Source organism: Microbulbifer sp. CnH-101-G (genome assembly GCF_052466775.1).
Genome location: NZ_CP174292.1, coordinates 414,299 through 438,462 on the forward strand (window position 1 = coordinate 414,299; position 24,164 = coordinate 438,462).

At 45.4% G+C, this 24,164-nt stretch carries 19 protein-coding genes; 9 read left to right on the plus strand and 10 right to left on the minus strand.

The window, feature by feature from the left end; all coding sequences use genetic code 11:
• Positions 1–36 precede the first annotated feature (36 nt).
• Entirely contained in the window at positions 37–858 is an 822-nt protein-coding gene (locus ACJJID_RS02005) for an MBL fold metallo-hydrolase (protein WP_444921262.1), read from the plus strand.
• A gap of 159 nt (positions 859–1,017) precedes the next feature.
• Here the strand turns inward: ACJJID_RS02005 and ACJJID_RS02010 are convergent, their stop codons facing one another.
• Positions 1,018–1,812: a class I SAM-dependent methyltransferase gene (locus tag ACJJID_RS02010; RefSeq protein WP_444921263.1), complete on the minus strand. Its 795-nt coding sequence runs from the start codon at positions 1,810–1,812 to the stop codon at positions 1,018–1,020.
• 92 nt (positions 1,813–1,904) lie between these two features.
• Between ACJJID_RS02010 and ACJJID_RS02015 the strand changes: the two genes are divergently transcribed.
• The gene (locus tag ACJJID_RS02015; protein ID WP_444921264.1) at positions 1,905–2,384 is read left to right on the plus strand and encodes a GFA family protein; all 480 of its coding nucleotides are present in this window, start codon (positions 1,905–1,907) and stop codon (positions 2,382–2,384) included.
• A gap of 96 nt (positions 2,385–2,480) precedes the next feature.
• Here ACJJID_RS02015 and ACJJID_RS02020 read toward each other — a convergent pair whose 3' ends face one another.
• On the minus strand, positions 2,481–4,106 hold the full coding sequence (locus ACJJID_RS02020; protein WP_444921265.1) for a di-heme oxidoredictase family protein: 1,626 nt from the start codon (positions 4,104–4,106) through the stop codon (positions 2,481–2,483).
• 1,207 nt (positions 4,107–5,313) lie between these two features.
• Here ACJJID_RS02020 and ACJJID_RS02025 point away from each other — a divergent pair.
• From ACJJID_RS02025 to ACJJID_RS02055, 7 genes are all read left to right on the plus strand, one after another.
• Complete coding sequence (locus ACJJID_RS02025; protein ID WP_444921266.1) at positions 5,314–6,471, plus strand: NAD-dependent epimerase/dehydratase family protein; 1,158 nt, start codon at positions 5,314–5,316, stop codon at positions 6,469–6,471.
• Positions 6,472–6,566: 95 nt separating this feature from the next.
• Positions 6,567–7,595 (plus strand): glycosyltransferase family 4 protein, encoded by a 1,029-nt coding sequence (locus tag ACJJID_RS02030; protein WP_444921267.1) that lies wholly within the window; start codon positions 6,567–6,569, stop codon positions 7,593–7,595.
• A gap of 976 nt (positions 7,596–8,571) precedes the next feature.
• Positions 8,572–10,629, plus strand: a complete 2,058-nt coding sequence (locus ACJJID_RS02035; RefSeq protein WP_444921268.1) for a protein-disulfide reductase DsbD family protein — start codon at positions 8,572–8,574, stop codon at positions 10,627–10,629.
• Between the two features lie 46 nt (positions 10,630–10,675).
• Positions 10,676–11,191 (plus strand): protein disulfide oxidoreductase, encoded by a 516-nt coding sequence (locus tag ACJJID_RS02040; RefSeq protein WP_444921269.1) that lies wholly within the window; start codon positions 10,676–10,678, stop codon positions 11,189–11,191.
• A gap of 148 nt (positions 11,192–11,339) precedes the next feature.
• Positions 11,340–12,158, plus strand: coding sequence for an MBL fold metallo-hydrolase (locus tag ACJJID_RS02045; protein ID WP_444921270.1), 819 nt, complete (start codon positions 11,340–11,342; stop codon positions 12,156–12,158).
• A 119-nt stretch (positions 12,159–12,277) separates the two neighbouring features.
• On the plus strand, positions 12,278–12,988 hold the full coding sequence (locus ACJJID_RS02050; protein WP_444921271.1) for an aspartate/glutamate racemase family protein: 711 nt from the start codon (positions 12,278–12,280) through the stop codon (positions 12,986–12,988).
• 543 nt (positions 12,989–13,531) lie between these two features.
• Positions 13,532–16,057 (plus strand): TonB-dependent receptor plug domain-containing protein, encoded by a 2,526-nt coding sequence (locus tag ACJJID_RS02055; protein ID WP_444921272.1) that lies wholly within the window; start codon positions 13,532–13,534, stop codon positions 16,055–16,057.
• Positions 16,058–16,119: 62 nt separating this feature from the next.
• On the opposite strand, the gene ACJJID_RS02060 is transcribed toward ACJJID_RS02055, so the two are convergent.
• The 8 genes from ACJJID_RS02060 to nuoH form a co-directional block, all read right to left on the minus strand.
• The gene (locus ACJJID_RS02060; protein ID WP_152451972.1) at positions 16,120–16,578 is read right to left on the minus strand and encodes a hypothetical protein; all 459 of its coding nucleotides are present in this window, start codon (positions 16,576–16,578) and stop codon (positions 16,120–16,122) included.
• A gap of 81 nt (positions 16,579–16,659) precedes the next feature.
• Entirely contained in the window at positions 16,660–18,201 is a 1,542-nt protein-coding gene (locus ACJJID_RS02065; protein ID WP_444921273.1) for an NADH-quinone oxidoreductase subunit N, read from the minus strand.
• Positions 18,198–19,790 carry an NADH-quinone oxidoreductase subunit M gene (gene nuoM / locus ACJJID_RS02070; protein ID WP_444921274.1) on the minus strand — a complete coding sequence of 531 codons (1,593 nt, stop codon included), beginning with the start codon at positions 19,788–19,790 and terminating at the stop codon, positions 18,198–18,200. The genes ACJJID_RS02065 and nuoM overlap by 4 nt, the downstream gene beginning before the upstream one ends.
• The gene (gene nuoL, locus ACJJID_RS02075) at positions 19,787–21,625 is read right to left on the minus strand and encodes an NADH-quinone oxidoreductase subunit L (RefSeq protein ID WP_444921275.1); all 1,839 of its coding nucleotides are present in this window, start codon (positions 21,623–21,625) and stop codon (positions 19,787–19,789) included. Before nuoL ends, nuoM begins: the two co-directional genes overlap by 4 nt.
• A gap of 1 nt (position 21,626) precedes the next feature.
• Entirely contained in the window at positions 21,627–21,944 is a 318-nt protein-coding gene (nuoK, locus tag ACJJID_RS02080; protein WP_444921276.1) for an NADH-quinone oxidoreductase subunit NuoK, read from the minus strand.
• Complete coding sequence (gene nuoJ / locus ACJJID_RS02085; RefSeq protein WP_444921277.1) at positions 21,934–22,458, minus strand: NADH-quinone oxidoreductase subunit J; 525 nt, start codon at positions 22,456–22,458, stop codon at positions 21,934–21,936. The genes nuoK and nuoJ overlap by 11 nt, the downstream gene beginning before the upstream one ends.
• Before the next feature lie 191 nt (positions 22,459–22,649).
• The gene (gene nuoI, locus ACJJID_RS02090; protein ID WP_444921278.1) at positions 22,650–23,168 is read right to left on the minus strand and encodes an NADH-quinone oxidoreductase subunit NuoI; all 519 of its coding nucleotides are present in this window, start codon (positions 23,166–23,168) and stop codon (positions 22,650–22,652) included.
• A 40-nt stretch (positions 23,169–23,208) separates the two neighbouring features.
• Positions 23,209–24,147, minus strand: a complete 939-nt coding sequence (nuoH, locus tag ACJJID_RS02095) for an NADH-quinone oxidoreductase subunit NuoH (protein ID WP_444921279.1) — start codon at positions 24,145–24,147, stop codon at positions 23,209–23,211.
• Positions 24,148–24,164: the final 17 nt, after the last annotated feature.

The following is a 24,164-nucleotide window of genomic DNA, read 5'->3' on the forward strand; positions in this document are numbered from 1 at the left end:
GCCTGAAAATACCCAAAACCGGTAAGAGAGTGCCCCATGTCAGTAAGAGAAACGTTTAACTATCAGGGCCTGGAAGCAATTCGTGTAGGTCGTCTGAATATGGGGATCAACACCACCTTTGTCGTGTATAGGCTTAATGGCACGGTAATAGATACTGGCCCCAGCAACCAATGGAAATATGTTAAGCCGTTTATTGAGAATATACCGCTAAAACAACTATTGCTTACTCACCACCACGAGGATCACAGTGGTAACGCCGGTGCTATCCAAAAGCTCACCGGCGTGCAGGCTTTTGCTCCGGACTTAACCATTGGGATATTAAAAAGGGGCTTTCGTATCCCCCCCATGCAAAAACTTTTTTGGGGAACTGCCGGAAAAGCCGAAGTGGCGCCACTACCAGAGGATATACGTATCGGCACAGAGAAAGTGCAACCTTTGTTTAGCCCTGGTCACGCCAAAGATATGACTTGCTACCTGTTGCCAGAGCGCGGCTGGCTGTTCAGTGCGGATTTATTTATCGCCAATTACTTAAAGTTTCTGCGTATCGACGAAGATATTCCCATCCTGTTAAACAGTATTAAAAATGTACTGGACCACCCCTTCAAAGTGATTCTCTGTCCACATAGAGGGGTTGTGGAGGATGGCTGGCAGCAGTTGCATCAGAAATATGAATACTTGTTAAATATATCTGCAGAAGCCCAACAACTCGAACAACAGGGGCTTCCTTTAGAGCAAATTACTCTGCGCTTGCTGGGGAAAGAGGGCTTGGTTAGCGTTTTAACTGGCTACAACTTTTGTAAGAGGAACCTAATTGCCTCTTGTTTGAAGGTTGATTTAGATGGTATGGCCCGCTTTTAATTCTTTACTCTGTTGTTTGTTCTGCAAGAAATAAAAGAGTGGCTCTTGCTTTTACATCCTATGACTTTACTAAGTGCTCAGAGAGTGAAGCGTACTCGTAGATAATTGACTTGCATGAACTTTGTGTGGTGGTTTGTCAGTTGCGAGGCGGAAACTGACTTATTTATTAGCTTCGATGATAAACCGCTTGATCCGTACTCCAGCATGGTTGCGCATTACTGGATGTATTTTTTGGTAGTAAGTATCCATCACTTGCTGGGCAAATTCTTGTCTTTGCGGGTTCTGCAGGTGTCGAAATTGAGGCACCCAAGATAAGAAAAATGCAGTGAGCGTATCTTGGGTTCCAAAGTTTTCCACATGATGAATTTCATCGATCCTAGGGAGGTAAAATCCGGCCTCCTCAATATAATTGCGCATTTCGTTCAGCGTATAGTGGTTGTAGGGATCGAGAAAATTCTCAAAGTAAGGTTGCCACTGAGTACTATTTTGGAATTCGTACACCGTGTCCCAGAAATTTTCGTGGTCAACCTGGAAGCCAACCACAATTTTCCCATTTTCTTTTAAGTATTTGTAAAATCCACCCCAGACTTTTTTCTGGTCTGCCACCCAGTGCAGGCAGCTGAAAGAAAAAATAATATCGAACTGCTCTTCAAGCTGAATTTCATCGGCACTCATCTGCTCGAAGGCGAGGTTGGGTACGTCGGCGTGGGCTTTGCGGGCGTGGCAAATCATATCTTCAGTGAGGTCCACACCGATAATTTTGCCATTCTTGAGGCGCTCGGCCAGATAGCGAGTGATTCTGCCATCGCCACAGCCCACATCGAGGATAGCGCTGGCCCCTTGATAGCTGCAGCGCTGGATGGCTTCCATGGCCTGACGCCACTGCATGGAGGAGACCTTCACATACTCCTGGGCCTGCCATTTGTCGTGTCTGGTGGATTTCTCTGACGTCATGGCGGCATAACCCTTGGTAGTGGGACCGCTTACCAGTCTAGCCTAGATACAGTGAATAAAGTTGTTGCCCAGTAAAACAGGGAGGTTCAACAGTGAAACTCAATGGTTCCTGCCACTGCCAATCGGTGCGTTTTAGCCTCAAATGTGAACAACCCTACCCATTTACCCGTTGCTACTGTTCGATTTGCCGCAAGGCAGCTGGGGGAGGTGGCTATGCTGTGAATCTGGGTGGGGACTATCAGTCGCTGGTGATTAAGGGGAAGGAGTTTATTTCAGTGTATCAGGCGGTATTGCGCGACGAATCTGGTAGCAGTACCACCAGCCCAGCACATCGCCATTTCTGTTCTCGATGTGGCAGTGCGCTTTGGCTGTGGGATCCCCGCTGGCCCGATCTGGTCCACCCATTTGCCTCTGCGATAGATACTGAACTGCCCATACCGCCTGAGCGTACCCATGTGATGTTGGCTTTTGCCAAAGCCTGGGTAGAGCCAGATATTAGAGCCGAGGACAAACAATTTGATGAGTATCCAGATGAGTCACTGGCAGAGTGGCATCAACGCCATAATTTATAAGAAAAGGTAAAGGCTTTGGGGCTGGATAGTTAGCGAGGCGGGCCATTGGCCGCCTCGCAGTTGGTGCTAAGTAGTAAAAAGCTTGCTATGGGGCCGCTATGGAGCCAAGTAGAGCACCAGGTTATCCAGGAATTTCAGCAGATCGGCTTTGTCTGCATTACTGAGGGCTTCAAATTGCTCCTTACTGGATTGTGCCTCTCCACCGTGAAAGAGAACAGCTTCTGTCATAGTGGTGGCGCGGCCATCATGCAGATAGGGTGCTGTGGAGCCTACTCCCCATAGGTTTTCGGTGAGGAATACGGAGGCTCCCACATTACCTTCATCGAATTCCTCAGCAAGGGCCCGGCCCATGTCGTGTCGTTTCAGGTCGCCATAGAGCCGCACAATCGCTCCACCATTTTCAGATTCCTCGAATTGTCCCAGCGTCTGACCGGAGGGCAGCTCCTGAGGGTTATCGAGAATGTCTGTTAGCAGGTTAAATTGCAGTGAAGTGGCGGGTAGTCCGGCAATATTGCCTGCGGGGTAGGTCTCATCGCGATAGCTGGCGTGCTTCGAGGGTTCATAAAATACAGGTGAGGCGACCTCCATCTCGGGGGAGTGACACGAGGCGCAGCTGATGGAAGAGAAAATTTCCTGACCATTCTGAATGCTGGCAATGTCCGCCTCACTGAGAGGTAAACCGTAGGTTTCTTTTTCTTCCTCATTCAGGGTGTCAATCACGCTGTTCAGCTCAAGCTTGGTGACTGGTCGCGGTTGTGCGGCATTGTAGATCGTCAATGCGGTGATATCCCCGACACTCAGCTCATTAGTGATGGAGTCAAAGTCACTATCAGCATCGCCTACCAGTTCGGTGGCCTGCATACCAAGCTCCTGGTGCGCGGCTCCGCGAACAAAGGCCCGCACGAAACCCGTTAAGCCTTTCCATTCAAAGGGACGAACAATGAGGTCAGTATCAATGCCGGCGAGATTGTCATAGTTGACGTTTTCACAGGAGACGGTGATATCTCCAAAACTGACGCCTTTGGCTGCCATCTCCACGGTGGCACTTTCACCAGAAGCACAGCTGTCAGCGACGGCTTGATCCCTTAGGCTTTGTAATTCGGTGGTCATTTCTTCAGCCACCAGCTGCACTGCACCCATGCCGAACAGGTGAGGGGAGTTACGCTCAATGAAGCCTTTCTGTTTACGCTCAGGGTCCATTCGGATTACATTGTCGTTCACACCACCACCGCCATCAGCAACGGGGACATTGTGACAACTGATGCAGGAATCGCCGTTGGGACCTGTTGCCCGGTGAGGCAAAATATTGGCCCAGGCCATTGGGCCCCTGAGATCTGGGCGAGGGAAACTGGTGAAGCGCTTGCCGTTGCCGACATTAACGCCCACTCCGTCGAGGGCGTTGTAATTTATCTCAAATAGCTCATCGCCTTCGTCGAAAGCATGAACATAGGCCTCGATAGGATCCATGGCTTCTAGTTCGGCCTGGTTAATATGGCCACCGAGATGTATTTCTACAGCACCGGCTTCCAGAATTTGTACGGTGTTAAAGATCGCACTGAAATCAAAGGGTTGTTGCCTTGGCGGTCGAGGGCCCTTTCTAGCGCTCTTGGGCACCCGATGTTTATCGTGTTTAGAACCAAAATCCGCAAGGACTGGTGGTGCAGTAAATGTTAGAGCTGATATTGCCAGGGAAATAGGCAATAAGTGTCTTTTTGAAATCATCAGCTATATCTCCCGGTACGAAATAGGGTGCGGATGGAGCAGTATTTTTTATGGAAATGCACCGGAAGAAATAACGGCAATCTATTTAGTATCTGTCCAGACAGTCACAGGAAAAATTGCTAAATAGAACCTAGGCAAGGACCTATTCATTCTCACAAAGTGCATCTCAATAACGCTAAAATGCATCCTTGCAAGCCACTCGTGGAAAACCACTAGTGGGATTAGGCTCAAAAAAATAGGGAGATTTACCGAAAGATAGCTTTAAGAGAGGGCTAACTTTCCGTTAGAGCTAATGCCCGAAGTACGACCCCAAATATTTATTTTTGCCCATAACCCTCTGCGCATTCGCGCAGGCCTTTTGTATTTGTCTTACGTGTCTTAGTTGTCACCTCAGTCTTTGAAGTTCCCCATTTTTTGCGGAAATCAAAAAGTTGTTTTTCGGTGACAGGAAACCTAAGAGCGAAGGTATCCCTACTTGTGGTCAGGCTAGTAGGGGCTGCTGGTCCAAATGACAAAAAGATAAAGGGTTAGTTAAGTTTTTGGTTTTCCTCGAGCTTTGAAGCAAGGTCTAGGGCAATTTTTCAATGCATCTTGCTAGGAGTTGGCGTGGGCTATGTACTCAAACGTGGACGGCAATAACTATGAAATAAGGGTTATTGCAGCTTGGATTAAAACAAGTGAAACATTATTTATCTTTGGTATTGTCATTGATTACCGGTTTTACTAACTGCTAGTTAGCAACCCCATCTCCTATTTTGCTTTTCACATAGGTTATTCCCGCAGTTTAAAAGAGAGCATAATCAAAAATGATTGTATGTTTCTTTATACCTTTGCTTTCTGGGCGGCATAACCAGGGTACATTGGGGAGGATGCAAGGCGCCTCCAGATTATCGAATGGCCTACTCTTGCTCCTCTAAAAGGCGGAGAAAACTTAAATTGGCGCCATAATCCTTCAATTGGCGTGTTAATTGTCTTTGACGCCATATATTTCGTACTGCAAACAGTGAGATAGTTCTAGTAGAGATCGTTGGCTTTCTCTGGGACATAAGCTCGGATGACGCTTAGCGATTGAATTAACCAATAAGCGAATGGATTTTGCTCTTGGATCGGAGTCCCTTCTAGAGAGGTAGGTCAGCGAGCTACTTGCTGCAGAGGGATTTTTACTCGATCCAATGTCATTTTTTTGTCACTAATCAAAGGGGTCAGGGTGAGAAAAGTACTGGTTCTTGGCGGGGATGGATTCTGTGGGTGGCCAACATCTCTTCATCTTTCTGATGCAGGCTATGAAGTTATCATTGTTGATGATTTTTCCAGAAGGAAAACAGATATAGAGCTTGAAGTAGAGTCTCTGACCCCGATTCGGCCTTTAGGGGAGAGACTCAGGGTCTGGCAGGATGTGTCGGGCCGAAATATTCGGCATGTTGCAATTACTATCGGTAAAGAATATCGCAAGCTGCTAGAGCTGTTGATTACCGAGAAACCCGACGCGATTGTGCATTTCGCAGAGCAGCGTTCAGCGCCTTATTCAATGAAATCCTCAAGTCATAGACGTTTGACGGTTAATAATAATTTGAGTGCGACTAACGATGTTCTTGCCGCAATTGTAGAAAGTAAATTGGATATACATCTTGTTCACCTGGGTACTATGGGGGTTTATGGATACGGTACTGCCGGGATGAAGATTCCGGAAGGATATCTTAAGGTACAGGTTGAAGAGGATGGTGAGTGTAGGAGTAGAGAGATACTATACCCATCTAATCCCGGGTCTATCTATCATATGACCAAAGCACAGGATCAGTTGTTGTTTGCTTTTTACAATAAAAATGATGGGTTGCGTATTACTGATTTACACCAGGGTATTGTTTGGGGAACTCAAACCTCTCAAACTCGCCGAGATCAATATCTTATCAATCGATTTGATTATGATGGGGATTATGGCACTGTACTAAATCGCTTCCTAATGCAGGCGGCGATTAATTATCCTCTAACTGTCCATGGGACTGGTGGACAGAAGCGCGCGTTTATTCACATTCAGGATACCTGTCACTGTATTCAGTTGGCTATTGAGCATCCTCCAGAAAACCGGGATCGAGTCAAAATACTGAATCAGATGACTGAGATACACCGCGTCAGGGATTTGGCCAAGTTGATAGCAGACAAAACGGGGGTGGATATAGCCTATGTGGATAACCCAAGAAAAGAATCTGCAGAGAATGACTTATTGGCTGTTAATGATCAGTTGCTGGAGATGGGGTTGCGACCAATTACCCTAAACGAGGAACTTCTTACTGAAGTAGAGCAGGTGGCAAAAAAGTATTCCGGTCGATGTGATCAAAGAAAAATACCTTGTTTGTCAAAGTGGTAAATAGAGGGGCCGATCCATATATATGCTGTGTATTAGTATATTCATTAATACGTGATGGGGCGCGCTTCTATCTTTAGGGATGAAGGTTTTCTGGTATGAAAATATTAATTGCTACGGATACTTATCCAAAGCAGCTCAATGGTGTGTCGCGGGTTCTTGAGAAAACGATAAAAGAATTATCTGCACGAGGGCATGAGATTAAGCTCTTGTCAGTGGATGACTTTAAATATATCCCTTGGCCAGGGTACCATGAAATAAGAATTGCCATATTCCCCGGATCTCGACTTGCCCGTATTGTGGATGAATTCTCCCCTGATGCCATTCATATTATGACCGAGGGACCAATTGGTATCTCAATGCGTAGGTATTGCAAAAAAAGGGGGTTAAGATTTACCACTTCCTGGCTTTCCAGATTGTCTGAGTATGTTTCCCTGCGTTATAAAATCCCAGTGAAGTGGCTGCATAAGTTATTAGTTAATTTCCATCAGGCAGCAGCACAAACGATGGTAACTACTGCAAGTATGGAGGCCGAAGCCAAGGATTTGGGGATTAACAGGATAGTGCGCTGGCGAAGGGGAGTGGAGTTAGACAAGTTCCACCCTGTTAAAACAGATATATTTGCAGGCTTGCCCAGGCCGATTCTGTTAAGCGTTGGCCGTGTTGCTGTAGAGAAATCACTGGATAGGTTTTTATCTATCAACATCCCTGGAACCAAGGTGGTGGTAGGAGATGGCCCCCAGCTGAGTGCTTTAAAGAAAACATTTCCAGAGGCTATCTATTTGGGCGTAAAAGAAGGGGATGAGCTAACAGAGTGTTATTCTGGGGCGGATGTGTTTGTATTTCCGTCTCTAACAGATACTTTCGGCTTAGTGAACCTAGAGGCGCTTGCCTGCGGCCTACCAATTGCCGCTTATCCAGTTACGGGTCCAAGGGATATCATTGGTGATGCACCTGTTGGCGCTATGGATAATGATCTAAGGGTGGCAATTCAAAGAGCCCTTTCCTGTAAAGCGGATGATTGTATTGCCAGGGCAAAAACCTTTTGTTGGGATTTGGCTACTGAGGATTTTCTCGAAAATCTGGTGCCTGTCAATATGGAGCAACCATTAGTGGCTGATTATTGAGTGTGAAAAAAATCAACAGAATAGCTGCTGTTGAAGTGTTGATTATAAAGTAGACAGCAGGTAAACCTGCTTCAGGCCTGGATTAATTTTTTCGTTGGGAGGCCTTTTCGAAACTTATAAAGGCATTTTGAAGTTTATAATATCGTTTTTTCCAAAAAAGATTTTGACTGGACGGTTAAATCTGCGTAATTCATCATTTAGCAATCCCCAGATCGCTATTATCATTCCATAGAGTCCTTCAATATTTTGATTCATTCCAGCTCTAAAAGAAGTCTTAAATATGGCCTTAAAACCTGGATCGCCCAATAGAGTGGCTGTATATGAGGGAGCTTTTGCGCAGTTTACTGGATATTTTTACCAGTAGCTTCAGTGGCGCTACGCAGAACAAAAGTACAGGCCTATCTAATAAGAAAGTAATCTCGTGGATTCTCGCGATAAATTTTAGAACCCGGTTCTTCGGTATCAAAGTTACTTCTACTTCATCCAGGAGTACTGCTGGAGAGGTGAGAGATATCTTATAAACTCTATTAGGAATACTTTAAGCGACTGAAGCTAGGTGGGGCGCACCGCCAGAGTGTCCTAGAATAGGGCGCTGATCCAGTTAGAGATAACTTGATAATTCCCCCATATCCTTTCCCCGATCAATCAGTATTCTACTCTTATGTGGGGATGAGATTGCGATATCTGGCTGGTCTAAGGCTATCATCTTTGTACTAAGGGCGGTGGCAAGTGTGTGATTGAGATTGTGAATCTCCTTGGAATCTGAAAAAAATTTAGAATTACAGGATAACCCTTGAGGGCGCCGTATTTATCGAATGAGAGACTGCGCCTACCCCTGAGAGTTATTGCGGGCATAATGAGAAGGTAATAAACGACTCTATTACTGATCTAAAGTAGTTATTCGGGAGTATATTGTTGGTGGATATCTATAAATGAATTTATTCATTTTCCAGGCATAAAGCCCAAGGAAAAGTGTGTGTTAAAAATCAAGTCTGTCTTGATAATTGTCATTGGTATTTTGGCTTTTGGTTGTGGTTCCTGCATTTATGCACAGGAACAGGCTTCAGGTGAACATGTCCGAATTCGTTGGTTGGCCCCTTCCATTTTTGAGGAAAAGGTTTCAGAAAAAATTGGCTTCTACTTTGAAGTGGATCCAGGTTGGCACGTATATTGGCAAAATTCAGGAGACTCAGGTGCACCACCTCGTTTTGATATAGACGCCGAGGGCGCAAGTCTGGGGAAAATAGAATGGCCTTTTCCCACTCGTCTTAGGGTAGAGCACCTAACAAACCTGGGTTATAAGGGAAATGTTGCCTATCTTTTTGATCTGAAGCCCAAGCCAGGGGCGCAGGAAGTCTCTTTGAAGGCAGATCTGGAATGGCTTGTCTGTAAGATTGAGTGTATTCCAGGTCGCGGCACCATGACTTTATCCCGCCCCGTTGAGAAGCAGTCCAAATGGGCCCTAGAAGATCTGGAAGTTCGGAATCAGTTTGCGGAAAGAGTACCTCTTCCACAGGAAAGCAGTCCTTGGAGGCTGGACTCGGTGGCATTGCAAGGAAAAGACCGTATACGCCTGTTGGTCGAAGCTCGTACGCAAGGCCGTGCGCCACAGGTTTTTCCTTTAAATGGAAAAGTTTTCTCACCCGCCAAGCCAATAATGGAACGTGATGGTGACACCTTCGTTTATATTTTTAAGCGTCAAACTGATGTGAAAATCCCCGCAGCAGCCAGCTTTGTATTGAGTGATGGACATCGCGCCTGGGAGCTTGACGAAGTAGCGTTTAGCAGTCCCTTGCCGGCAGCAAAGTGGCGTCCACTTTGGCTAATCATACTTGCAGCTTTTGCTGGGGGAGTCATTCTAAACTTGATGCCCTGTGTTTTCCCTGTGCTTTCTATCAAGCTTTTTGGGTTGATAGGAGGAGGCTACAGCAGTGGTTCGAGATTAAGAGAGGGGCTTCTATATTCTGCAGGAGTGGTTCTTACCTTTACAGCACTAGGCCTTCTACTTTTGGTACTTCGTGCAGGGGGATCCTCAATTGGCTGGGGGTTTCAACTACAGTCACCATCTGTGGTATTGGCACTAATAGTACTGTTTTGGGTGATGGCTATGTCTTTTCATGGTGTATTTGAGTTTGGTCATTACTTAGTTAGGGTGGCGGGCCTCAGCCAAGGTGGTACCTTTGCGACAGGTGTACTTGCGGTATTTGTCGCGGCCCCCTGTACGGGACCTTTTATGGGGGTCGCACTTGGTACCGCTACAGTTTTACCTCCCTTAGAAGCCATGCTTATTTTTGTTTGCATGGGGATAGGCTTGGCTGCGCCATTCTTGATTCTCTGTGTTAGTCCTGCCCTTATGAATCGCCTTCCATCACCTGGGCCATGGATGGATAAGCTCCGTCAATTATTGGCTTTCCCCCTTTACGCTACGGTGATTTGGTTGCTCTGGGTCTTTGGGCGTATGGAAGGGGAAACCGGCTGGTTACTAGGTACCTCAATGGTACTACTGGTAACTTTTGCTCTCTTGATGATACGTAATTACTCTGGAATCGTCAGGTTAATTTCATGGGGAATACTAATCATTAGTTTGCCAGTAGGCTTTATGCTTTTAGGGAAAGAAGAGCAGAAGTCTCTTCCCATTACTATGGGCTGGAAGAAGTATGATCCACAGTTGCTTAAGCAGGCGCAACAAGAAAAACGTTCGGTGTTTGTCGACTATACCGCAGCTTGGTGTGTAACCTGCCAAGTGAATAAGAAGCGGGTACTCGATAAAGAGAAAACATTAAAAGTGTTTCAGGAAAATGGCGTTTTACTACTTCGTGCCGATTGGACCAGAGAGGACCCTGTGATCACTGAATCTCTGGCGGCATTAGGGCGTAACTCAATACCTGTCTATGCCTGGTATCCTGCAGGCGCTAAGAGACCGCAAATATTGCCTCAGATATTGCAGGAATATATGATCATCGATTTATTCGATGAAAGTGATAGCTCCAAGAAAAATCGAAATAAAGAAGAAAAGCCCGCTTCTAGTCGTTAGGGATTATTGGTTCTGTAAGATTGGTTCAGTGTAAATGAGAAAATAGGTGAAGACTGTAGTGGGTATTCACTGGTATCGAATGTCGGTAAAACTGATAGTCTTTTTCATGCTGGCTATTTTGGTAATGGCGGCGGTAGCCTACTATCAGCAACGGGACATCCCAAAAGATCTGGCGCCACCGCTGAAAGGGGAAACTTTGAATGGGAATTTAATAGACCTTAAACATATGACGACACATGGACCGGTGCTTATTTATTTCTGGGGCTCATGGTGTCCATATTGTCGCATAGTATCTCCTAAGATTTCTGAATTGGCGCGTGAATATCAGGTCTTGAGCGTCGCTATGCGGTCTGGAGATGAGGAAGTGGTTAAAGAATATATGCTCCAGCATAATTTAAAATTTCCAACTATTAATGACCCTATGGGTAGTATAAGTGGCCAGTGGGGGATCAAAGTAACGCCAACGATGGTTATCGTGGGGAGTAATGGACAGATTGCTTGGGTTACCACTGGGGCTACCTCCAAGCTAGGACTAAAACTACGGATGGAGTTGACGGATTAATCTCATAAGCGTGAACGCTATCTTCTCATCCTAAGATGTCGTGCTATTTACCCCTTGTTTCCCAGATACCTAGCCCTTCACCACTAGATATAACTATCTTAAATCTCTAGTCTTCCCAATTTATTGATTTCAGGTGACGGAGGCTTGTGTGTCGGTCATCGATTCATTTGATTACAAAGATCTCGATGCGCAGAGAGTTGGCAGGTTTGACTTTGGAATTAACACCACGTTTATCGTTTATCGATTAAAGGACACCATTATTGATGCAGGCCCTAGCAATCAATGGAAATACGTCAAGTGGTTCGTGAAAAATAAACCCTTTCGTCAGCTTCTTCTAACGCATCACCATGAAGATCATAGCGGCAATGCTGGGGCAATCTATAAGTTGACAGGTGTTCAGCCTCGAGCCCCTAAAGCAACGATAGAAATTTTAAAGCGTGGTTTCCGTATACCACCACTTCAAAGGCTTATTTGGGGGGCACCGGGACTCGCAGAAGCTGCAGAGCTGCCTAAGAATTTACGCATAGCTGGTGAGAAGGTAATTGCTATCCCGGCTCCGGGGCATGCCAAGGATATGACCTGCTATTTGATGGAGGATCGGGGTTGGATATTCACGGCAGACCTCTATGTGGCAAGTCATCTGAAGATGTTGCGCAAGGATGAGAGCATCCCAATTCTGATGCAAAGCATACGCAAAGTGCTTCAATATAATTTTGAACTTATCTTATGTCCCCATCGAGGTATGGTCGAAAACGGTAAGAAGCGACTACAAGATAAATATGATTACTTGCTTAACTTATCGTGTTCTGCCCAGGAGTTGGGGCGACAAGGAATCTCCTTAAAAGAAATTACCCGTAGACTTTTAGGGAGGGAGAACATGATGGCTTTTCTCTCCGGTTATAATTTCAGTAAAAGAAATTTAATAGCCTCCTGTATGGCTTTGGAACCATCCATAGATGATGAGTAGTCTGCTGGTGTTTACACGTCTCACATTTTCTAAAGTGCAATATTCCACAGTTGGTTGTTTCTAGTTGCTACCTGGCATAAATTTATTGCTTCAAATTGTCAGAATTAAGTGAGAATACGGTGGAGAAGGCGGTAAGAAGAATAGGGCTACTTGGTGGTATGAGTTGGGAGAGCACACAGCTCTACTACAAGTTGATTAATCAAGGAGTTAATCGGCAACTTGGCGGGCTGCATTCCGCAGAGATTATTTTATACAGTGTCGACTTTGCCAGGATTGAAAAGCTCCAACGAGCGAGTCAATGGGAAGAGGCTGGGCAGGTGCTGGCTCAGGCGGCCCAGGCATTGGAATCCGCTGGGGCGGACTGTGTTCTTATCTGTACCAATACCATGCATAAAGTGGCCGAGCAGGTAGCGACTTCGGTGGATATCCCTCTCCTGCATATTGCAGACGCTGTGGCTGAAATTTTACTTAGGGAAGATGTTCAGAAAGTGGGACTTTTGGGTACGGCTTTCACCATGGAGCAGGATTTTTACCGTAAGTATATACAGGAAAAATATGGAATAACCCTGATTGTTCCCACTGTCCCTGATAGAGAAATAGTACATAGTGTGATCTATGAGGAGCTCTGTAAAGGAAAGATCAAAGCTTCATCAAGAGAGGAGTATCTCCGCATTATCCATTTTCTGTCCGCCCAAGGGGTGGAAGCTGTGATTCTAGGCTGTACCGAAATTGGTATGTTGGTCTCTCAGGAGGATATAGCGATTCCACTGATGGATACTACTCTAATACATGCAAATAAGGCTGTGGAGTTTGCCTTGGGCGACATATAGCTTATTTGGGGTTTTGCTAGGGGCTCACAGTAGACAGTAGGTTCTAGTGAAGCCCAGTACCCTTTAGTGGATGATGATCCCTTCAAATTTTTATTTCTTAGGACAGTCAGTTTCACTTTAGGGTAAATATCATTTATTATTCTACCTGTGCTCGATATGGATGATAATTACTTACCTCGCATCCAATTTTCTCGGTTCGATAATTTCCTTTAAGTTCGGTTTATTCCTAATATCCTCAATGTCACAAATGACATTATTTCTAGATTGGACATGATTTAAATTGTCAATATCTGTTATTTAGGTATTTTAATTTTCCATTTTTACTGGCATTTTTTACCTGTGTCACGCTTCTTGCAGTGATTAAAAATGATGATGTTCATCATTGGGATTTTCTGGCTAAATTCGTATGTAACTCAGTGCAGGCTATCTAAAGCAGGCGCAGATTTCTCTGTATCTGGCCTCGTGCATTTGTAAGCCAACACGCTGCCGAAATCGGATGGATTAGGATTAGAAGATAAAACTAATAATTGACAGGGTAATTACATGAAAGAAAATAAGAAGCGCTGGCTAGCGGCCTGTGGCGCTCCATCGCTGTTGGCAATGGCGGTTGCTGCAGTATCCAGCCCGGCAATTGCCGAGGATGCTCTTCTGGAGGAGGTCATCACCATCGGCACTCGCGTTGAAGGACGCTCTGCGACGGATTCCTCGGCACCTATCGATATTGTCACTGGTGATGAGTTTGTGAATCAGGGGGATGGGGATCTCAACAACCTTTTGCGCAATGTGGTGCCGTCCTACAATGTGAATGCAAAGCCAATCTCTGATGCTGCCTCGATTGTACGCCCAGCCAACCTGCGTGGACTGCCGCCGGATAGCACTCTGGTATTGGTGAATGGCAAGCGTCGTCACCGTGCTTCTGTAATCTCCTTTCTGGGAAGTGGTGTATCGGATGGCGCTCAGGGCCCGGATATCTCCGCTATACCAGCCATAGCACTGAAACAGGTAGAGGTACTACGCGACGGTGCAGCCGCCCAATACGGTTCCGATGCTATTGCCGGGGTCATCAACTTCCAGCTCAAAGATGCTGCCGAGGGTGGCACTGTTGAAATGAAGCATGCCACTACCGCGGAAGGTGATGGTGACCAGAGTATGGTTGCTGCTAACTTCGGCCTGCCACTGACCGATTCCGGCTTCGTCAACTTCAGCATGGAGTATCGCGAGCAGGATTCCACCAGTCGCAGTACCCAGCGGGATGACGCCGCACAGCTGATTGCCGATGGCAATACCCATGTTGCCAGCCCCGCGCAAATCTGGGGGCAGCCAGAAGTAAATGATGACACTAAGTTCTTTATAAACAGTGCTATTGAACTGAATGATACCGTTGAGCTATATGCCTTTGGTAACTACGCCAGCCGTTCCACCGATGGAGGGTTCTATTATCGTAATCCTGAGACTCGGGCAGGCGTTTTTGCAATGGAGGTTGATTCAGATGAGGATAAAGATGGTGATGGAGAGCTAGATAAAATTCTAGTTCCTTTGATCGGTGACTTAGATCCCAGTAATGGTATAGATAACTGTCAAAATGTCAGTGTCTCTGAAGCTCACGATCTTGATGAGTGTTTCTCCTTTACTGAGATGTTCCCGGGTGGCTTTACTCCACGATTTGGTGGTGACCTGGAAGATTACTCGATGGTCTTCGGTCTGCGCGGAGATTTTGCCAATGGTATTGGTTACGATGTCAGTGCTAGCAGAGGTCAGAACAAAGTAGATTTCCATATCTACAATACCATTAATGCCACCATGGGCCCGGAGACGCCTACTAGCTTTAATCCTGGTGGTTATACGCAAACTGAAACCAACTTTAATCTTGACCTGACCAAGGCTACTGAGTTGGCTGGCAAGACACTGTATATGGCCGGTGGTTTTGAGTGGCGTGAGGAAGAATTTAAAGTTTCATTAGGTGATGAAGCTTCCTGGGCTAAAGGGCCTTTGGCTGAGCAAAGTTTCTCTATTGGCTCTAATGGATTCCCTGGATTTGGTCCGGAAGTCGTCGGTACTTTTGACCGAGATAATATTGCTCTCTATACAGACTTTGAATTGGAGGCGACTGATAATTTACGACTGGGAGCGGCTCTGCGTTGGGAGGACTTCTCTGATTTTGGTGATACCTCCAACTTCAAGTTATCAGGTCATTATGTAGTCAATGATATGTTAGCTTTACGCTCCACTATCAGTACAGGCTTCCGCGCACCTACACCAGCCCAGTCAAATATCAGTAATGTGACTACCGCTTTTACGAATGGACAGTTGGCAAATAAAGGTACCATCCCTCCGACTAATCCTATTGCACAACTAAAAGGCGGTAAGCAATTAGAACCAGAGGAGTCGGAAAGCTTCACTATTGGAGCGATTATTGCTGCTGGAGATTGGGATATTACTTTCGATTACTTCCAGATAGCAGTAAGTGATCGCATCACTCAATCTGCGGATCAGGAACTAAGTGATGCCGAACGTGCACAATTGGTTGCAGATGGTATCAGTGGAGCCGATTCTTTGTCGTACTTCCGCTTCTATACCAACGATTTCGATACTAAAACACGGGGTATCGACTTGGTTGCAACTTACCCACTTGGTGACGCCACCGATCTGAGTCTTGCTGCCAACTGGACCGACACTGAGGTAACTAAGTATCGGGAGGAGACCATTAGTGATATGCGCTTAGGTCAACTGGAGGATGGTCTTCCCAATGTTCGTGGGAACGCTACCCTCTCTCATGCTGGTGATGGCTGGCGTGGCTTGGTACGTTTGAACTACTACGGTAGTTATTGGGAAGCACACTTGGATGACCCGAAATTTCCCATTGATGCCGGTGATGAGTGGACTGTGGATATCGAAGGTGCATACGACTTTACTGAGTCTTTGTCCCTGATTGCTGGTGCTGAAAACCTGTTCAACAACTACCCAGATAAAAACCCCTGGTCAGGTGTTGCAGGTGCTGAGTACCCAGAAACAGCGCCTATGGGCTTTAATGGTGCGCTTTATTATGTGCGTGCACAGTATGAGTTTTAAGCTCTAAGGTAAATTAGAGGGGGGAGCTTTGCTCTTAGCAAACCTTCACCCTTTAGCTTTTGTTACATATCCCAGAGAGAATTAGTTGCCATAGATAGGGTAATGCGTTCTTTGTCTTGTATCTGCTTCAAATCCTCGAAAACTTCTTTTACTTCCATCGACTCAATAGCACCATAAACGGCTTCGTAGAGGCTTGAAAAATACCTATCCACTTCCCGTCCAATATTATTGACCTCTTTAATAGTTGGGGGATCACTTAGTGGTAGTTGTCGAATAAAATCGTGAGCGCTTTCTTCGTGGGTATACTGTAGCCAGGTTTGCATGACTCTTTGCTGAGCGATTTCTCCATAATTAGAAAGATTTCTCGCCATGCGTTGTTCGTGTTCCAACATATGCTTTAACAGTAACTGTGTTCTGTAGTCTTCAGATTTGTCAAGTAAATTCTCGTATAAGCCAGCCATATCCAGGTGAAATTTCTCGGCATCTTGAATGATTTCAAATGCCTGCTTAAAAGTTTTCATAGATTTGCCCTTTGATACCTAGGAAATTGTTATTGGGCAGAAAATGGTCGTATCTTCTAGCGGCCATACCCTAATTAATCTTTATAGTGCATTTATCCAGTTGATCAAGATTTGAGGGAATATACCAAAGATTAATAGAGCAACTGTCAATATAAACAAGAGTAGCTGACCTGATACAGCGATTTGTACAGTTCCTGTGTTGACAGTGTCATGTGTGCTATCACGTTGAACCATAGTTAGTAGCAAGCGTAGATAGTAAAAAAGCCCCAGTGTACTGCCGATTACTACACCTGCCAGGAGTACCCACATTTGCCCTTCTACTCCAGCAGTAAATACATAAAATTTGCCGATAAATCCGATAGTTAGAGGAATACCGGCAAGGGAAAGCAGCATAGCGGCAAAACAGCTCGCCAGCCAAGGTGAGCGCCATAAAAGGCCCTGGTAGAATGCACTTTGATAAGGGTTTTGAGCGTCTGAAAGGGGATTTTCAGGATACTCACCTTTAAGAATTTTTTCCTCAACAGAATCAGCGACTAAACCTACTACCGCAAAAGATCCCAGTGTGGTGATTATGTATGCTATCAGGTAATAAATAACTGCCTCAGTGCCAAAAGTGCTTTTACCAATGATAAAGGCCACAATCAAATAACCAATATGACCAATAGAGGAGTAGGCTAGAAGGCGCTTGATATTTGTTTGCATTAATGCCAGAAGATTGCCAACTAACATACTGGCTATAGCTGCTATAGAGAGCATATCAATCAAAACCTGACTACTGTAAAGATCCAGGATATTAAAGAATCGCAGTAGAAATCCGATTACGGCACCTTTACCTATGGTTGCTATTAAGGCTGTTGTTGGTGTTGGAGCCCCTTGATAAACATCAGGTGTCCAAATATGAAATGGGACTAGTGATAATTTAAAAGCTACAGAGATAAGGAGCAAGGTGACTCCAGTAGCAAATAAAGTGGAAGTTTGAGATAGCTCAGTTATTCGTGAAGCTATGCCGGCAAAATCCAAAGCGCCACTTGCACTATAAATCAGTGCAATACCAAATAGACCCAATGCAGTGGATAAAGCAGATAGAATCAGGTATTTAATCGCCGATTCAAGGGATTTAAGTTGCTCACGCTTGGGGGATAGGTCTCCAGTCAATGAAAATCCGAGCATTGGATATAAAGAGAGACTAATAAGTTCAAGTCCAAGAAAGAAGGTAGCAAAGTGACTGGAAAAAATAAGCGTGCAGGCTCCTAACATTGCCAGCAGCAACAGGATGTAATACTCCTCAGGATAACTTCCCGAAATCCCTTTGGGATCACAGCGCAAACGCAGGTAATTAAAACCCATGATGCTAATCCCAAAGGCGGTTAAGAGTAAAAGGAGGCAGAAAAATAAAGCCGTATAGTCGACTAGAATTAATGCAGTCACCTGAATAGAGCTGGTCGCTCCAGATAGAGTGCCAGCAACCCAAAAGCAGGATGCCATGGCTAACACTAGGGTAATCATGGTGGTTGCCAACGCACCCAGATGTCCTCTCCAAAAAGATACCTGTAACAGAAGAATCACTATACCTGCACTTAGTATCAGTAGGGGCAGTATCCCAAAAAGTTCCTGAGCACTCATGGAGTTTTTTCCTCTATTGAGGTGTGTTCAAGCTTAATCGGATGAATCTGAGTAGATAATTTGTCTCGAGTGGAATTCTGAATATACAAAGCTGCTTCAATTTTTGCGGTCGATCTCTGTACGGTCTGGTCTGCAATATTGAAAATCGGCTGTGGATGCAAACCGATAAATACCAAAAGTCCGGCGAGCGTGAGCAGGGCACAGGACTCTCGTATAGTAAGATCTGTCGTTTCTTGCTCTCGAATGGGTTTTTCCAGTCTTTTATTTAGCTTACCGAAAAAGACCTTTTGCATCATCAGTAGGGCATAGAGTGCTGCACCAATAAGTCCGATAGCCGCTAGGGCTGTTATCCAGTGATTGCTGCGGAAGCTCCCTACAAGCACTGTGAATTCAGCAACAAAGTTGCCGAGGCCGGGAAGTCCCAGTGATGCCACCGCAAAGAAAAGCGCAACAGCAGATAACTTTGGCAATCTGGCCCAAAGGCCACCCAGTTGCTGCATATCCCTGGTGTGGAGGCGATGTTGCAAGGCCCCAACTAGCGCAAATAAGGCTGCGGTACTCAAACCATGAGCAATCATTTGCATTACAGCCCCTTGTATAGCAATAGTGTCAAGGGCGTAAAGACCAAGCAAAACAAATCCCATGTGGCTAACACTGGAGTAAGCCACGAGTCTCTTCATGTCTCTTTGGGCAAACGCGAGCATCGCACCATAAATAATACTGATAGCTCCAATGGTCATCGCGACAGGTGCAAATTCTATTGAACTCTCGGGAAATAAAGGTAGATTAAAGCGTAATAGGCCATAAGCACCAGTTTTAAGGAGAATAGCAGCCAAAAGGATACTGCCTGCTGTAGGTGCTTGAGTATGTGCATCCGGCAGCCAGGTATGGAAAGGTAGAGCTGGTAATTTGACTATAAAAGCAACAAAGAATCCCAGCATTAACCAGTAGGCAACTCCAGGAGAGAGGCGGGCATCTAATAGTGCATTGTAATTAAAGGTTAGCTGCCCGGTGTTGGTGTAGTGAATGTAAACCAAAGCAACGATAGCAATCAACATTAGAAGGCTGCTGGCCTGAGTAAAAATGAAGAACTTGATAGCGGCATAAATACGTTGCTCATATCCCCACACTGCGATAAGGAAGAGCATGGGTATCAGCATGACTTCCCAAAAAAAGAAAAATAGGAAAAGATCAATAGCGGTAAAAACACCAGCAACCCCAGCCAGAGTCCAGAGGTAATTGAAATAGAAAAATCCTCTGCGGAAACTTATATCGTTCCAGGTCATCAAGACCCCAAAAATTCCCATAGCCAGGGTCAGCGCCAGCATGAGAAAGCTCAATCCATCAATGGCAAGATGGAAGTCAATTCCAAATCGGGGAATCCAAGATATCTGTAGACTATCCCACCAGGGTTCCGTTATCCCCACCTCGGTAGAATGAATAAATGTGGAATAGTTTGTGAGTAATAAGGCTGAGAGTAGCAGGCTGATCAAACTAATCCAACGTCCACCAGCCTTAAAATATCGCTCTGACAGCCAAGCTACTATGCCGCCGGTGAACAATATAATAATGATTGTCAATAGGGTCATAAAGCCACCAGAAGTGCGAGGAATAGAATGGAGCCAATTGCAAAAGAGGTTAGGTACCAACGCACCTGTCCATTTTGAGAAGAGCTTAAAAGGGCGTTAATCTGCCGACTAGCTGCCGCGGTCCCTTTGTAGAAGCTGTCAATAATATCGTTATGGTTTATTTTGGTAAGGTACTTGAAGGGTCTAACTAGTAGATGGTCATACAACCAGTCAAAGCCCCAGCCAGAGAACCAAAATTGCATAAGGGGCGAGCGTTGTTCGCCGGCTTTCTGTTCATGCAGAAATAATCGCCAAGCGATGGTTAGGCCAATCAATGGCATTGCTATGGCAATCACTTCGATCCAGGGTGAGTGGTCTTCATCTGGGCGAACACCAAATACAGACTGTAGGGGTGGAGCTAATAAGCCACCAAATAACGCCAGCACTGCGAGAATGCAGAGAGGTATGCTCATCACAGGGGTGTTGGCATCCTTACAGTGGGCGGAAGCTATGCCTTCTCTTCCGAGAAAAACCAAAAATAATAGACGGAAGCTATAAATCCCAGTTACTAATGCTCCGAGTATACCGGCAAGCCATAAAATATTGACTCCCTGGTGGTACTCCCAGGCACTCAGCAATATATGGTCTTTACTATAGAATCCAGATGTAAAGGGGAGTGCAGCAAGGCAAGCGCAGCCGATAGTAAAACAGATAAAAGTCAATGGTATTTTTCTGTAGAGGCCACCCATCGAGAAAACATTCTGTTCATGGTGTAGGCTTAATATCACAGAACCTGCGGAGAGAAAAAGTAAAGCCTTAAAAAAAGCATGCGTCATCAAATGAAATATGGCACCCGACCAAGCGCCGACACCTAGCGCAAGGAACATATAGCCGATCTGGCTGATTGTGGAGTAGGCGAGTACCCTTTTTATATCGCTTTGAGCTATTGCACTAAAGCCCGAAAGCAGTAATGTGATAGCGCCGACAAGTGCAACAGCAGTCATTGCTACTTCGGATAGCATATAAAGAGGATGCATGCGTGCAATCAAGTAAACTCCCGCGGTAACCATAGTGGCAGCGTGAATCAAGGCGCTAACAGGTGTTGGACCTGCCATCGCATCGGGCAGCCAAGTCTGTAGTGGTAACTGTGCAGACTTGCCCACAGCACCTCCGAGTAGAAGCAAGCAAGCTAAAGTAATTACTTCGGTATTTACATCTTGACTATTTACAGCAAAGGTAAGTTGTTGAATATTCAGTGTTGAAAATTCATAGAAAAGCAGGAACAAACCGATGGCCATCGCCGTATCGCCAATACGGGTAACAATAAACGCTTTTTGTGCAGCAGTGCCATTGGCTGGCTCTTTATACCAAAAACCTATTAGTAGGTAGCTGCAGAGCCCAACGCCTTCCCAGCCAAGATAGAGTAAAACCAGATTATCGGCCAAAACTAGAATCAACATGGCGCATACAAACAGATTCAGATAGGCGAAGTAGCGGCGAAAATCTAGATCCTCCCGCATATATCCCACTGAATAAAGATGAATCAAAAAACCTACCCCTGTGATGATCAATAACATCACCATGGTCAACCAATCTACGTGGAATTTGAAAACCAGTTCCAAATTGTCCACCAGCATCCACTGCCATAAAGTAATATTGACTAACTCGGATGGAGTTCTCCAAAACAATGTTATGGCGACGGTTATAGTTAATAGTGCGGCTAAGCCAACACTTCCTACGCCGATACAGGCTACTAACTTTTGCGGAGGCTCATTTCGATGAAAGAGGGGAATAGCAACCAGAGTCAGGAAGCCAACTAGCGGTAAAAGGGGTACCCAAGCCAATAGCCCCTGCATATTAACCTCTCAGTTCATTTAGTTGATCAATATCGACGGTGTGTTTACGATGGTAAAACTGCAGAACCAAAGCGAGTGCAATGGCAACTTCCGCAGCTGCTAAGGTGACCACAAATACAAACATCACTTGACCATCCGCATTTCCCCAGTGCGCACCGGCTACAACAAACATCAATGCTGCTGCATTTGTACATATTTCTACACACATCAACATGAAGATGATATTTCGTCTCATCATCAAGCCGGCTAGGCCAAGGCAAAAAAGAATGGATGCGAGAAGAATACCTGCTTCAAGGCCTGGTGCAGTTTCAATTGGCATTGCTGGAATCCTCAGTGTCAATTTTCTTACGCCGAGCCAGATGGAAAGCACCGACTAACCCCGCAAGTAATAACATTGAGGCCAACTCTACGGCGAGGACATAGTGGCTAAAGAGGGCGATACCAATTTGCTTGGGGCCTATGTAATAGAAAGTTTGATGTGAAGAAACCTGCCCACTACTTACCAGTATTATCAGTTGAGCTAACAATAGGGCAGATAATAAAGCTGGGCCGAACCATGTTCTGGGTTGAAGCCATGTTTGCTCCTGTACCACTGTGGAATCTCCCTGGTTAAGCATCATTATCACAAAAATAATAAGCACCATAATGGCGCCTGCATAAATGATGACTTCAAGTGCTGCAGCAAGAGGGGCGCCAAACTGGTAGAAGATGACAGCCACTGCCAGTAACGACGTCACAAGATAAAGAAGGGCGTGAACAGCATTTTTGTGAAAGATCACCATCGTAGTGGCCGCTACCGCTATAGCTGCTGTCAAGTAGAAGATAAAATTCATATGGATGTTCCCTCCAGATTAAATCTTTTCCAATTTAGAGGTGATCGATAACAGCATCTTCTGCTGTGCTAGAATAATTTTTATGAGTATTTATTTATAGTTGGTAATAATTTCGGTCGTGAGATTATGTCCTTTGTACATGATTTATCTGTTTAAAAGATAATGGTTCTCTGATTACCATATTTTTCGGGCTATAAATTAAGACTCTTAATATTAATCGGTTCTGCTTCATTTTCCGCCTGGCCCTTATCTTTCCCTTTTATTGCTTTGCCGGCGACTTGATAGAAGCTGTAGTCGTGATATTTTCCTGGTCCATCAATTAAGAGATCTTCCTTTTCGTATACCATATTTTGCCGGTCGTATTCACACATCTCGAAGTCAGGCGTCAACTGGATAGCATAAGTCGGGCAGGCATCTTCACAAAGTCCACACATAATGCAACGAGAAAAGTTAATACGGAAATACTCAGGACGCCAACGGCCATCAGGGTCTTCTGTCTTTTGTAATGAAATACAGTCGGGAGGGCAAGCAACCGCGCAAAGATTACAAGCAACACAGCGCTCATCCCCATTGGGGTCCCGGCTTAAAATAATTCTTCCGCGATAGCGTGGTGCTAGGTAGGGTTTTTCCTCGGGGTACTGAACAGTAACATTGCGCCGAAATAGATGCTTAAAAACCAACCACATGCTGCGTATTTGACTGGCGATCATTTTCTTTCTCCGACAATGCCGGCTAGATATGATTGAATACCTAGGCGACCCATAACAAGATTCCAGCGGTAGCGAGCAGATTTACCAGTGATAAGGGGAGCATGACTTTCCATCCAAATTTCATCAGCTGGTCGTATCGGGGGCGTGGTAAGGCGGCTCGCAGCAGGATGAAAATGGCAACCATGAAAGCGGTTTTCAGGCAGAACCAGATAATAGGAGGAAGTAGGGGGCCATGCCAGCCCCCTAGAAATAAAGTGGTGATTAGTGCGGATATCAGAATGACGGCAAGATATTCACCAACGAAGAACATTCCAAATTTCATGCCTGAATATTCGGTATGAAATCCTGCAGTCAATTCATGTTCTGCCTCGGGGAGATCAAAGGGTGTTCTGCGACTCTCGGCAATACCAGCGATAAAAAAAACTATAAATCCCAGAAACTGAGGCACGATAAACCAGGTATCGGCCTGGGCATTGACAATATCTCGCAGGTTGAAACTACCGGACATCATCACTACGCCCATCAGGCTCAATCCCATAAAGACTTCGTAAGACACGGTTTGAGCGGCGGCCCTAAGGCCTCCCAATAGAGCATACTTGTTGTTGGAGGCATAACCACCGAGGATTATGCTGTAAACCGCAATAGAACTCATTGCCAGCACAAATAACAGGCCAATATTAAGATCAGAAACGCCAATACTGGGTGACATGGGCACAACAGCAAAGGCAATTAACATCGTTGCCATAACAACAGTTGGTGCAAGAACAAAGACGGGTATATCCGCAAACCGAGGAATAAAATCCTCCTTGAAAAATAATTTGATCATATCGGCAAGGACTTGCAATGTGCCAAATGGACCAACGCGGTTTGGACCTGGCCTGTCTTGCCAGAAACCCAGCAGTCTCCTTTCCCCCCAGGTGAGGATGGCCGCCAGTAATACCGTAACGATAAGTACTCCGAAAATATTTAATAGAGTCATCCAGATTGATGTACTCA